This is a genomic window from Sphaerospermopsis aphanizomenoides BCCUSP55, from assembly GCF_001586785.1.
GTDB lineage: Bacteria > Cyanobacteriota > Cyanobacteriia > Cyanobacteriales > Nostocaceae > Sphaerospermopsis_A > Sphaerospermopsis_A aphanizomenoides_A.
Window position 1 is genome coordinate 51,990 of record NZ_LUFH02000020.1, and the last position, 11,857, is coordinate 63,846.

At 37.0% G+C, this 11,857-nt stretch carries 11 protein-coding genes; 3 read left to right on the forward strand and 8 right to left on the reverse strand.

What is annotated here, in order from left to right; genetic code table 11:
- Positions 1 to 145: 145 nt before the first annotated feature.
- The 3 genes from A0J48_RS07415 to A0J48_RS07425 all read right to left on the reverse strand — a co-directional run bounded on the left by A0J48_RS07415 (position 146) and on the right by A0J48_RS07425 (position 2,099).
- Entirely contained in the window at positions 146 to 646 is a 501-nt protein-coding gene (locus tag A0J48_RS07415; RefSeq protein ID WP_200321762.1) for a DUF4347 domain-containing protein, read from the reverse strand.
- A 177-nt stretch (positions 647 to 823) separates the two neighbouring features.
- Entirely contained in the window at positions 824 to 1,246 is a 423-nt protein-coding gene (locus A0J48_RS07420) for a DUF4332 domain-containing protein (protein ID WP_200321763.1), read from the reverse strand.
- A gap of 58 nt (positions 1,247 to 1,304) precedes the next feature.
- Positions 1,305 to 2,099 carry a PhzF family phenazine biosynthesis protein gene (locus A0J48_RS07425; RefSeq protein ID WP_200321764.1) on the reverse strand — a complete coding sequence of 265 codons (795 nt, stop codon included), beginning with the start codon at positions 2,097 to 2,099 and terminating at the stop codon, positions 1,305 to 1,307.
- Between the two features lie 62 nt (positions 2,100 to 2,161).
- Between A0J48_RS07425 and cbiE the strand changes: the two genes are divergently transcribed.
- Positions 2,162 to 3,373, forward strand: a complete 1,212-nt coding sequence (gene cbiE / locus A0J48_RS07430; protein WP_200321765.1) for a precorrin-6y C5,15-methyltransferase (decarboxylating) subunit CbiE — start codon at positions 2,162 to 2,164, stop codon at positions 3,371 to 3,373.
- A 72-nt stretch (positions 3,374 to 3,445) separates the two neighbouring features.
- Here cbiE and A0J48_RS07435 read toward each other — a convergent pair whose 3' ends face one another.
- Complete coding sequence (locus A0J48_RS07435) at positions 3,446 to 4,054, reverse strand: hypothetical protein (RefSeq protein ID WP_200321767.1); 609 nt, start codon at positions 4,052 to 4,054, stop codon at positions 3,446 to 3,448.
- A 217-nt stretch (positions 4,055 to 4,271) separates the two neighbouring features.
- Positions 4,272 to 4,862, reverse strand: a complete 591-nt coding sequence (locus A0J48_RS07440; RefSeq protein ID WP_200321769.1) for a thylakoid membrane photosystem I accumulation factor — start codon at positions 4,860 to 4,862, stop codon at positions 4,272 to 4,274.
- Positions 4,863 to 5,228: 366 nt separating this feature from the next.
- Between A0J48_RS07440 and A0J48_RS07445 the strand changes: the two genes are divergently transcribed.
- Positions 5,229 to 6,566: a MurT ligase domain-containing protein gene (locus A0J48_RS07445; protein WP_200321771.1), complete on the forward strand. Its 1,338-nt coding sequence runs from the start codon at positions 5,229 to 5,231 to the stop codon at positions 6,564 to 6,566.
- A 77-nt stretch (positions 6,567 to 6,643) separates the two neighbouring features.
- On the opposite strand, the gene A0J48_RS07450 is transcribed toward A0J48_RS07445, so the two are convergent.
- The 3 genes from A0J48_RS07450 to tmk all read right to left on the reverse strand — a co-directional run bounded on the left by A0J48_RS07450 (position 6,644) and on the right by tmk (position 8,778).
- Complete coding sequence (locus A0J48_RS07450) at positions 6,644 to 7,045, reverse strand: MAPEG family protein (protein ID WP_200321772.1); 402 nt, start codon at positions 7,043 to 7,045, stop codon at positions 6,644 to 6,646.
- A gap of 70 nt (positions 7,046 to 7,115) precedes the next feature.
- Positions 7,116 to 8,069: a DNA polymerase III subunit delta' gene (locus A0J48_RS07455; RefSeq protein ID WP_200321773.1), complete on the reverse strand. Its 954-nt coding sequence runs from the start codon at positions 8,067 to 8,069 to the stop codon at positions 7,116 to 7,118.
- 76 nt (positions 8,070 to 8,145) lie between these two features.
- Positions 8,146 to 8,778: a dTMP kinase gene (gene tmk / locus A0J48_RS07460; protein WP_200321774.1), complete on the reverse strand. Its 633-nt coding sequence runs from the start codon at positions 8,776 to 8,778 to the stop codon at positions 8,146 to 8,148.
- Between the two features lie 184 nt (positions 8,779 to 8,962).
- Here tmk and A0J48_RS07465 point away from each other — a divergent pair, with 184 nt between their 5' ends.
- Positions 8,963 to 11,767, forward strand: coding sequence for an ATP-binding protein (locus A0J48_RS07465; protein WP_234300777.1), 2,805 nt, complete (start codon positions 8,963 to 8,965; stop codon positions 11,765 to 11,767).
- The last annotated feature ends 90 nt before the right edge of the window (positions 11,768 to 11,857 follow it).

Consider the following 11,857-nt stretch of genomic DNA (forward strand, 5'->3'; position numbering starts at 1 on the left):
ATTGGTTCTGTTTTGCGTAAGTCCTGTTAAAGACTGAATCAGGATGTCCAGGATTTAAAGATTTACAGGATGTTATTTGATAATTAATGGGTTAGTTTGGTAATTTTAAAAATATTGATTATTTGCAGTCCTTTAGACGAATCTGCTACATAAGCACGGAACGGGGAATTGTTCCCTCTCCTACAAGGAGAGGGTTAGGGACAGGTACGGGGGATGTCACCTCTAATTCCCAATTTCCCGTTTTTGTTGCGGTCGCGCTAATGGTTGCGTTGGTAATCTCGTGTAACTTGCGACTAAACTCTTCTCCAGCATCTCCCGCAGCAACGTTACAACCATAAAGTAAGATACTTTTACTTTGCCAAAGCTGCAAAAATTCAGCATATTTACTGATATTGTCTAAATTCAGTTGACCATTTTCTAAATACAAACCTCCCGGAGAACCGTAAGAAACGATGTTAATAGTGGTTATTTGGGGATTATCTTGTAAAAATTCGGTAATTTTCTTAATTCTGGCTTTATTTTGGGAAAAAGTAACTGTTTCTACACTTTTAATAACACCTGTCTGTAGATTTTGGTAGTCGGTAACAACGGAATCAATAAAAACAACGGTAGAGGTTTGATTGAGCCGATACAGATTTTTCAACATAGTTATTACCTTGTTATTACCTTTGCACCTGGTAACAAAGTATGGTGTTTTTTTATGAAAAATAGGGTTTAGCATTGCTAAACACATAATAAAGTTAATATGGATGAGCTTAAATGGCAATAGTATATTAATAGATTTAACTTATCAGGTTGTAGTGCAGAACGTAAAAACAGAAACTTAATCAACCCTAGCCAGATTTTGCGCTTGATGACTCCACTGTTTTACCAATTCTATAGCAGGACATAAATCACGTCGCTGCAAAGTTGCTACCTGCAAACGCATAATTTGTTGATGTAATCTGTGAGTAGGAATTTGCGCTAATTGTGCCACAGAAATCACACCTGCATGAAGTAATAAACCACAATATTGTGTACCCACACTAGGAATACGTGCCAAATCTGCCAAAGCTATCCATTTATTCACATACTGAAGATGTACCTGCAATTTACTCGCCAAAGCTAACCTTGTTTCTGGCGTTTTTCCGTGTTTAAATAATGCCCCAGTTGTACTAATACCAAAATCTAATAATTGGCTTTGTTCTGTGGTATTTAATCCGGGTAAACTTTCAATTGGCCAGTCAGCATTTAATATTAAACTCATATAGGTAGGGAACAGGGAACAGGGAATAGGAGTCAAGAAAAAATTGCGTGAAAAAAAATCAACTTGTAATTAACTCACCGCGCATCACAGTGACAGCTTGACCTGATAAAAAAACACGCTCATCACCATGATACCTTACCTTAACCGTACCACCCCGATGAGAAGCCTGATAAGCTAAAAATTCATCTTTATTTAACTTATTTCGCCAAAAAGGTGCTAAACAACAATGTGCTGCACCAGTTACCGGGTCTTCATCAATTCCTAAACCTGGTGCAAAAAAGCGAGATACAAAATCATATCCGGTTGTAGAAATACTGGTGACAATCACATTATTAATAGGTAGATTTTTCATTTCTTGAAAATTCGGCTGCATTTCTCGCACCAAATCTTCAGATTCTATTTCTACTAAATAACCTAGTGAGTTTAAATAAACCGCCTGACATTCTACTCCTAAAATATCATTTAATGCTGCTGGTGTGGCAATTGCTTGGGAATGATTGACGGGAAAATTTAACTCTATCCAATCACCTTCTAATTTAGCAGTTAATAACCCGCTTTTTGTAGAAAATTTTGCTTCTTCATCGGGTGATAAATGTCCTTGTGACCATAATACATGGGCGCTGGCTAAAGTGGCGTGACCACAAAGGGGAACTTCTACGGTGGGAGTAAACCAACGTAAGTTAAATATGTCGTTTTGTTTGATTAAAAAAGCTGTTTCTGATAAGTTCATTTCCTGGGCAACTTTTTGCATCCAGTCGTCTGGTTGGGGAGTTTTTAGTACGCATACCGCCGCAGGATTTCCTTTAAATGGTATGTTGGTAAATGCATCTACTTGGGTAATGGTTTGGTTCATAAAATTAGGAATAATTAAGAATTATCTCACGCAGAGGCGCAAAGACGCAGAGGGAGGGGTTTTTGGATAAAAAATGGTTGTCTATTGTGGGTATAGGTGAGGATGGAATTGAGGGATTGAGTTTGATGGCTCGTTCTCTCTTTGACCAAGCTCATATTATCATAGGTGGGGAACGTCATTTAGCGATGTTGTCTGCAAATGATTCTAGGGAAAAGATGATTTGGAAGTCTCCGTTTCAGGATTCCATAGCAGAAATTATTAAACGTCGCGGTGAGTCAATTTGCATTTTAGCTAGTGGCGACCCTATGTGTTATGGTGTGGGTGCAACTATTCTCAAATATATTCCTATTTCGGAAATTACTATTATTCCCTCTTTTTCGGCTTTTAGTTTGGCTTGTTCTCGGTTGGGATGGAATTTTACGGAAATTGAATGTTTAAGTTTATGTGGTCGTCCTGCTTCTTTATTACAATCTTACATTTATCCTGGGGCGAAGTTATTAATTTTGAGTGAGGGAAAAAATACACCAGGAATAGTGGCAGAAATTCTGACAAACCGGGGTTATGGTGATAGTAAAATTACTGTTTTAGAAAAAATGGGTGGTATTCATGAACGCATTTTAACAGGTGTTGCTGCTAGTTGGGATGAAACAGATATTGCAGCTTTAAATACTATTGCAGTGGAATGTATTGCTGATGTGGGAATAGTTCCTTTATCAAGATTTCCCGGTTTACCTGATAACGCTTTTCACCATGATGGACAGTTGACGAAACGCGAAGTGAGGGCGATGACTTTATCAAGTTTAGCACCTTTACCGGGAGAGTTACTTTGGGATATTGGGGCTGGTTGTGGTTCTATTTCTATTGAATGGATGCGGAGTAATTTTAGATGTCGGGCGATCGCAATTGAACAAAATGCCACTAGACTAAATTATATTGCTGATAATGCAACCGCTTTAGGTACGCCAAATTTACAAATTATAGCCGGGAAAGCACCGGACGTTATTCAAAATTTACCGACTCCTGATGCTATTTTTATCGGTGGTGGTGTGACAGCACCAGGACTTTTTGAGATTTGTTGGAATGCATTGCGTTCTGGGGGAAGAATAGTTGCTAATGTTGTGACTTTGGAAGGTGAACAAACGTTATTTCAATGGTATGAAAAAGTGGGGGGAAATTTCACCCGCATTTCTATTCAACGTGCAGAACCTATTGGTAAGTTTTTAGGTTGGAAGGGAATGTCTCAAGTCACCCAATGGGTAGGATCTAAGCATTGACAATTGACAATTGACAATTGATAATTAATTCAAGATTAAAAGACTCCTCTTTGTCAGAGGAAAAAGATGACATCAACCAATAGGATAATTACCAGGGTTGACTGCATGAATAAATTCACTACCGGAATGTGGTCTTCCTCTTTTATAAGCAGCTTCTTCTGGTTTTCCCCAACCCATTTGCAAAATTACTTCTAAAAAGTTTGTATTTTCCCATTTGATCAAACTTGCCCATTCTGTTCTTTGGTAAATTCTTTCTACATCTAATTTGTTGATTTTTTCGTGTTGTTTGCCATTACTAATACTTAAATATAATTCCATTTCGGCTGTAATTTCTTGCCAAAATTTCCATATAGAAATTTTAGCTGCTTTCAATATTTCCAAATCACTATTTAACGCTATTAACTGCGCGTCCACTTCTGGATAATGCAAGGTTTTACCTTTAACAGTTAAATCTTTCCAAAGAATACCAGAAACTTGATGTTCTCTTTGATATTCATGAATAGAGGCTTTAAAATCTTGATAGGCTGTGAATTTTTGTAGCCCTTCGGTTGTGATAAACTGATCTATAACAGGATTGCCTGAAACCGTCACCTCTAATTTTAGGCGTTCTCCTTTCAAGCAAGCTTGCCTTTCGGCTGCTAAAATTTGGATGAGTTCCTGGGTAGTATAAACTTTGGACATCAGAACAAACCTAATTAGTTATTAGTTATTGGTCATTAGTCATTTGTCATTAGTCATTTGTCATTTAACTATTATCTCTTGACAGCAATAAAAATGCAGTATCAGAACAAACGAAAATATTTAAGCTGAAGATAGGAAATAATGAAGATAGAAAATAAGTCCGCTGGTGCGGACTTGCAGATAAGTTAGGTCTTGTGTGTCTTGTGTTTAAAAATTTCTACTGACTTAACTCACTGCTATATTCATTAAATGAACGTTGCTTGAACTCAATTGACTGGTCACGGGGTAACAAATTAAACACTTCTCTAAATTTGTCGTCTATCTCTTCAAAAGGTACTTGACCCTTTTTATTCAAGATGACTTTTCCCGACTGGTCAAAGAGAACTACTTGCGGTACACTCCCTGTATAGTAATATCCTGGTTCTGTGGGGTCATAACTTTCCTTGAGGGGAATAGTATCAACACTGATAGGGATAATTTCCGCAGCGCGTCCATAAAATGCTTGAGTTTGGGAAATAAACACCGCATACTGCTTACAATCGCTGCTATCATCTACATAAAATGCCAGCATTGCGGGTTTATGTTCTGCTAAAGTCTGAGCTAAGGTTTGTTTGGAAGGAACTAGAGAACCGTTACCAGCAAAAACCACGAAAATATTACCTTCGTATCTGTCATCCTTCATACCCGCAAAAGCTGGTTGTATACCTATAATGAATAGGCAAAGCAGCAATAATAGGCATTTTGACATTAAATGTCGCCAGTTAGCAATTATTTTAGTTTGTAAAAAAAGCCACTTTATGCTATTCATCAACAGAAACCTTATTCAACACTTTTGCCTAGATATATAATTACATCTGGGCGCTATTTTTTTACCATAACTTGTAGTAGTCTGCTCCTGATGAGCAAGTTGAAGATTGGAAATTCTTTGCTACTGACGCAAAATACCTCTGAAACCCTCTTTCCTTTGTGTCCTTTGCGTTCTTTGCGGTTCATTATATAATTTAACCTCTTCTCATACTAATGTGATCAAATCAGAGTTTTACAAAGCCGACTGCTGATAGCTGACTGCTGATAGCTGACTGCTGATAGCTATAAATGACTGGTATTTTTGGCCAAGATTAGTTAAACTGGCAAGATTAATTTTGTAATTAAAGACTATTAGTTAACAACTGCTGTGGGTAAGAAAATTCAACTTATAGATAGAGTCCGACTGGGTTTAGCTGTATCCATTGCTAAAAGTGTCACATTTTTGGTACGTTCTCTCCGTCTTGGTGCTGCTAGTGTATTACCAGGTTCTATTGCGCGACGCATTGAACCCAAACTTTTGCAATTATTGAGTCAGCAAGTTAAAAACGGGGTAATTTTGATTGCGGGAACGAATGGAAAAACCACAACAGCCCTGTTATTATGCACTATTTTAGAACACAAAGGTTACAAAATTGCCCATAATTCTACTGGTGCAAATCTGGAAAATGGTTTAGCAACAGCTTTAATAGAAAATACCAGTTTATTGGGTTCTTTAAATGTTGACTACGCGATTTTAGAAGTTGATGAAAATATTGTTCCTAAAGTTTTAAAACCTCTACAACCAAGAATTATTCTCTGTTTAAATTTGTTCCGTGACCAACTCGACAGATATGGGGAAGTTGACACTATCAGTAAAAGATGGACAAAGGTTATTTCGACTTTACCAGAAGAAACTGTAGTTATTCCCAATGCTGATGATCCGACTTTATCTTATTTAGGTCAGCAATTATATCAAAAGGTGTTGTTTTTTGGTTTAAATGAACCACAACATTATTTAGAAGCAATTCCTCACGCGGTAGATTCTATTTATTGTCCCAGATGTGGACATCCTCTAGATTATCAAGGAGTTTATCTTTCCCATTTAGGAGATTTCACTTGTCCTAGTTGCGGTTTTAGTAAAAGTAAACCCAGTTTAGAAAGTAGTGAATGGTCACAAATTCTGGTTGGTTTATACAATAAATATAATACCTTAGCCGCAGCCACCGCAGCGAAAGAATTAGGAGTTGATGAAGTCACAATTAGGGAAACAATTAACAATTTCCAAGCTGCTTTTGGTCGTGCGGAAGATTTGGTAATTGATGGTAAACGGGTGAGGATTTTGTTATCTAAAAATCCTGTAGGAACAAATGAAACTATTCGCGTTGTCACTCAAAGTAATGATAAAACTACTTTGTTGGTTTTAAATGACCGCACTCCCGATGGTACTGATGTATCCTGGATTTGGGATGTAGATACTGAGAAATTAGTTGAACGAGGTGGAACGTTAGTTGTTAGTGGCGATCGCGTGTATGATATGGCGTTAAGATTGCGTTATAGTGAGAAGTCTGTTGAAAGTAAGATTAATTTAATTGTCGAGGAAGATTTAAGGAAAGCTATTACCACAGCTTTGGAACATACACCAGCAAATGAGACTTTGCATATTCTTCCTACTTATTCTGCAATGTTAGAAGTGCGGGAAGTTTTGACTGGGAGGAAAATTTTGTAAAAATCCTATTTTCTCTGGGGGAAGTGAAGACTACCCCAGTAATAATTATTTTTGAACTAATACTTTGAATTTTGGTACTAGATATCTGCAAGTTTCACTAAAGATAAAATAATTCCAATTAGTGAACCTAAAATTAGTCCTATACTGCTCAAAGAACTAATAGCAAAACCGATCCCCCGCTTTTCTGCTGCTTGATAATATCCCCACGCATAAGAGATACGTCCTATGATCCATGTTGTACCTAAAGCAGAAGCCCAAATTGGACTAATATAAATAGAGAACAACCATAAAGCAGGTAAAAATAAAATTAGTTGTTCTAAGGTATTTTGTTGAACGCGCAACACTCTTTCAAAATCTGGGTTTCCTGTTGTTTCAGGAGGAATAATTTTATATTTAAATCTGGCTCTACCAACGTTAATTGTCACTACAAAGTAAACAATGAGTGACAGCACTGTAACAAGGCTAGTCCAAGGAGACATAAGCAATTAAAAATTGATTAAAATTACAAATTTACAATTTTATTATAATTTATAATGCTATTTTTAGCAATCAACGCAACTGGGATATTTGCAACATTGATAAAAATGTACATTCCCAAACCAAGCGTGGTTGAGCATAGGATAATAAATTTTTACGAGTTTTTTCTAATTGTTCAATAATACTTGGTTTATGTACTTGCTGCCAGTAATATTGTTGTAAATAATCAATTAACCATAATTGACTTTCTGTCTCTAATTCCTTATCAATTTTCTGACCTAATTCTAAAGCATTGCGATAAGAAACCGGAATTTTTGTTACCTGTTGTAGTAAATCACTAGAAATTGTTTGTAACTGTTGGTAAGCTGAAATTGCACTCCCAGGACTACCAGCAGCTAAATTTAAAATTTCTGGATATTGCAAAATTTCTGCATTGCCTGTTTTTGTCAAAACTTCAGCTACTGAAGCTGTATCTAGTCGATAAAAAGGAATTTTTTGACAACGAGAAACTAAAGTTGGTAACACAGACTCAGGGGAAGGTGCAATTAAAATTAAAGTTGCTTGTCCCGGTTCTTCCAAAGTTTTCAGTAAAGCATTAGCAGCAGATTCTGCCATTGTTTCTGCCTGTTCTAAAACTACCATATTTCTCGGTGCTTCCAATGGTGGACGAGATAAAAATTGAGTAATTTCTCGAACTTGTTCTAAACGAATAACCGGAGGTGCTTTGCGTTTCACTCCTTTCTCCGCTGCTTCTGCTGCTGTTAACCTTTGTCCTTGATACTGATAAGTAGGTTCTACCCACAATAAAGCAGGATGATTTCCTTGACGAATGCGATTTTTTAAAATAGATAATTGTTCAGGTTTTACACAACTAGAAAACAATAACTCAATAAAACATTTTGCCGCTAAACTTCTTCCCACACCATCAGCACCAACAAATAAATAAGCTGGTGCAACTCGGTTTTGTTGAACAGAAGAAGTCAATAAATCTATAGCGTGTTTTTGTCCAATTAATTCTGCAAACATGATTTATCAGGAGTCAGGATTCAGAATATTTGTGAAAATCATCAATTCATTCCTCTTCATCTGCGTTTATCTGCGTTTATCTGCGTTCAATTATGCTAGAAATTAAAACTTCTTGAACATTTTTATGCACAACTTCCTGACTCAAACTTCCATCAACCCGAAAAATTCTGGATGGATAAGTTGCAGCTAACTCTGTATATCCTTGTTGTACACGACGATGAAAAGCAATAGTTTCCTGTTCAATTCTATCTAAAGTCGCTTGACCACGTTTGCGAGACAGTCCCACTTCCACATCCACATCTAACCAGATAGTTACATCACTTTCCAAACCACCAGTAGCAATATGATTTAATTGATTAATTAAACTCATACTCAAACCCCTACCATAACCTTGATAAGCAACAGTAGAGTCAGTATAGCGATCGCATAAAATATATTTTCCCGCTGCTAAATTTGGTTTTAGTTCCTGTTCGATGTGTTGCGCTCTATCAGCTGCGTATAATAAGAGTTCTGTTAATTCCCCAACAGGTTTATCCTCAGATTTTTCTAACAACAACTGTCGCAAATGCTTTCCTAACTCCGTTCCTCCCGGTTCACGAGTCAGTAAAACTGATACACTTAAACCTTCTAGCCATTTACTACACAGTTGCATCTGGGTAGTTTTACCACAACCTTCCACGCCTTCAAATACAATTAATTTACCGTTCATGTTTTTAAATTTTCTTGATCCCAACTTTTTTAACACTCAAACAAAATAGATATCTAAGTAGGTGGGCAGAATAAAACCAAACTGTGTAAAGAAAAGTAAACAAGGCTAAAACCCTTTTTCCCCCTGCTCCCTGCTCCCTGCCCCCTGCCTTATCCCAACGACAATTTTTAACGCCAACCTACTTATGTTACGTCCCCAGAGTCTAGTTCCCCAACAATCTGCATTCCAAAGTTTACCAAGAAGTATGAGTACCCTGGAAACATGGACTTTTGGTGTCACCAACCATCTCAGTTGGCCAACATTAGCAGCAACGGTTCATGCAGACCTGGGAAACGCAGCTATTTTTGTTTGGATACCCGCCATAATTGTGGGAATGCTAGTCAACTATCAAGTTAAACATCTAGGTAGAAATCTCTTAGATGTATCTGGGGGAACTCCTAACTACATTACTCGTTTGTGGCCACGCTACCCCATAATTGCCCGCTATGCTGCCATTGGATATCTGATTTCGTGGCTTTCAGTTATACCACTTAATTCTGTCATCCTGACAGATATTATTAGGGCTAACCTCGATGTATTAGGTATTACCTGTCCAGAAGTTATCCTCAAACTCGGCTTTACTGTACTACCCTTTGTTGTTGCCTTTAGTGGTAGTCGGGCTTTAAATATTTTACATCTCATATTTTCACTGCCAGCTTTAGTTTTACTTCTATTATTTTGTTTTCAAGGACTAGGTTTTTTAGCCTTTGCCCCTAATAGTCCTAACTTTTTTCCTCAGACTTGGACAGCATTAAGTTTTATAGATTGGGCTAAGTGGTTCTTTTTCATTAGTTATACAGCCTACAGTTGTGAAACTGTTTCCTCATTTGTAGCTGACAGTCGTCATCCCAGACAAACTTTAAAGTTTTTGGATATCGCTGCTTGGTTGATGATTCCCATTTTTATAGGTGGTTCTTGGGTAATTATGCGTTTATCAACCATTGAAGGTTTAGGAGATAACGCATATCTAAATTTGGCTGTAGCATCTGTATCATTTTGGGGAGACTTTGCCCCGGCAACCATCACTTTTTTATTAGCTAGTTGCTGTTTATTAGGTTCTGCGACCACAGTTTCTAATTCCCCTCGCATTATCTACCAGTTAGCTATAGATAAACACTTAGCACCAGTATTTTCTTTAGTTTCATCTCGTGGAGTATTTGGATCATCACTGGGGTTAAGTTTATGTATCTGCCTATTGTATTTAATTTGGGGTGATATATCTCGAATTGTCATTGTCGGTAATGTCGCCTGGTTTGTAGCTTTTATGCTCATGCATTTGGGATTGTGGCGAAAGCGAAATCAAGCAGATATTTTGTTTCCAAAACTGTCTTTAGGCATTTTCATTTTAGAAGCGGTAATTTTATCAGTGACTGCCTATACTTGGGGTTGGCAAGATTTCCTCGCCGGATTATTAGCTCCCTTTTTCGTATTAATAATTGATGGATTAGTACGTTATATTAACATTCCTATTTTTCGTCCTCATTGGTGGATAAAACTTTATCAAGCGCAACGGCGCAACTTGTTTAAAGACTCCCTAGCCATCCAAGTGGGAATATTAATATTTCTACTTTGTGGTGCTTTTTTAATAGGTTGCTTATTCGTTTGGTTATTGAAGGTAGGATTTATTACTACTGCTAAAAATTTGGTTGTAATATTATTGATCACAATTTCATTTGTGGGAGTTGCCATTGCTTGTTGGACAAGTTTACCTCAAGTAGTTGCCCTAGAAGAAGCAAGAGAAGAAGCAGAACACCTATTTATGGTTGCCCAAGATGGCATTTTAGTATTAGATGAACAAGGGATTATTCAACAAATAAACCCAGCCAGTGAATTCTTCTTTGCTGTCACACCATCAGCATTATTAGGAAAACACTTAAATAAATTTCTGCCGACATTAAGCGAATATCCGGAAACATGGGAAAAACGCAGTGAACATACACTAATTCAAAACACTAAAACTATAACTTTAGAAGTTTCTATCTCTGACCGCACGCACCACCAAAATTTCCACGAATATGTTGTTATTGTTCATGACATCACCCAACGCAAACAAGCTGAAGAAATATTGCGACAATCTGAAGCTCAATTACGTCAAGAAGCCCAGCAACTAGCGGCGCAATTAGTGCAGAGTGAAAAAATGTCAAGCTTGGGTCAATTAGTAGCAGGTATAGCCCATGAAATCAATAATCCTATTAATTTTATCTACGGTAATCTTGAGCCAGCTAATCAATACATTCAGGATTTAATTAGACTCATTAAACTTTATCAACAAAATTATCCCCAACCAAGTCCAGAAATTGACAAGGAAATAAAAAACATTGACTTAAATTTTGTCTTAGCCGATTTGCCTAAATTATTAAATTCAATGGAAGTAGGTTCAGTACGTATAAAAGACATAGTTTTATCTTTGCGAAACTTTTCTCGCTTAGATGAAGCAGAAATGAAAGCTGTGAACATCCATGAAGGAATTGATAGTACACTGATGATTTTACAAAATCGTCTCAAAGCAACATCAGACCGCCTAGCAATTGAGGTGATTAAAAAATACGCTCAATTACCTCTAGTAGAGTGCTATCCTGGACAACTCAATCAGGTATTTATGAATATTCTGGCTAATGGTATTGATGCTTTAGAAGAAGCAATTGTGAAAGGCAAAAAAATTACAAACCCAGAAATTCAGATTCATACACAAATTACCAGTGATCAACAAGTAGTTATTACGATCAAAGATAATGGTACAGGTATTCCAGACAATATCCAAAAGCGTTTATTTGAACCTTTTTTCACAACCAAACCAGTGGGTAAAGGTACAGGTTTAGGTTTATCTATTAGTTACCAAATTGTTACAGAAAAACATAGTGGTAGTTTAAAATGTATTTCTGAGCCTGATCTGGGTGCAAAATTTGTGATTTCTATCCCATTAAAACAACAAAAATTGCCAACCCATTAGGGACTTCCAATTAAAAAAATATTCCATAGTTTGGGTCAGCAGGGGAAGCAGGGGAAGCAGGGGAAGCAGGGGAAGCAGGGGAAGCAGGGG

Coding starts and splice junctions, on each gene's coding strand:
- A0J48_RS07435 (WP_200321767.1), bottom strand. CDS start 4,054: ATGTCCAAAGTTTATACTACCCAGGAACTCATCCAAATTTTAGCAGCC.
- A0J48_RS07440 (WP_200321769.1), bottom strand. CDS start 4,862: ATGAATAGCATAAAGTGGCTTTTTTTACAAACTAAAATAATTGCTAAC.
- tmk (WP_200321774.1), bottom strand. CDS start 8,778: ATGAACGGTAAATTAATTGTATTTGAAGGCGTGGAAGGTTGTGGTAAA.
- A0J48_RS07415 (WP_200321762.1), bottom strand. CDS start 646: ATGTTGAAAAATCTGTATCGGCTCAATCAAACCTCTACCGTTGTTTTT.
- A0J48_RS07425 (WP_200321764.1), bottom strand. CDS start 2,099: ATGAACCAAACCATTACCCAAGTAGATGCATTTACCAACATACCATTT.
- A0J48_RS07455 (WP_200321773.1), bottom strand. CDS start 8,069: ATGTTTGCAGAATTAATTGGACAAAAACACGCTATAGATTTATTGACT.
- A0J48_RS07450 (WP_200321772.1), bottom strand. CDS start 7,045: ATGTCTCCTTGGACTAGCCTTGTTACAGTGCTGTCACTCATTGTTTAC.
- A0J48_RS07420 (WP_200321763.1), bottom strand. CDS start 1,246: ATGAGTTTAATATTAAATGCTGACTGGCCAATTGAAAGTTTACCCGGA.
- A0J48_RS07465 (WP_234300777.1), top strand. CDS start 8,963: ATGTTACGTCCCCAGAGTCTAGTTCCCCAACAATCTGCATTCCAAAGT.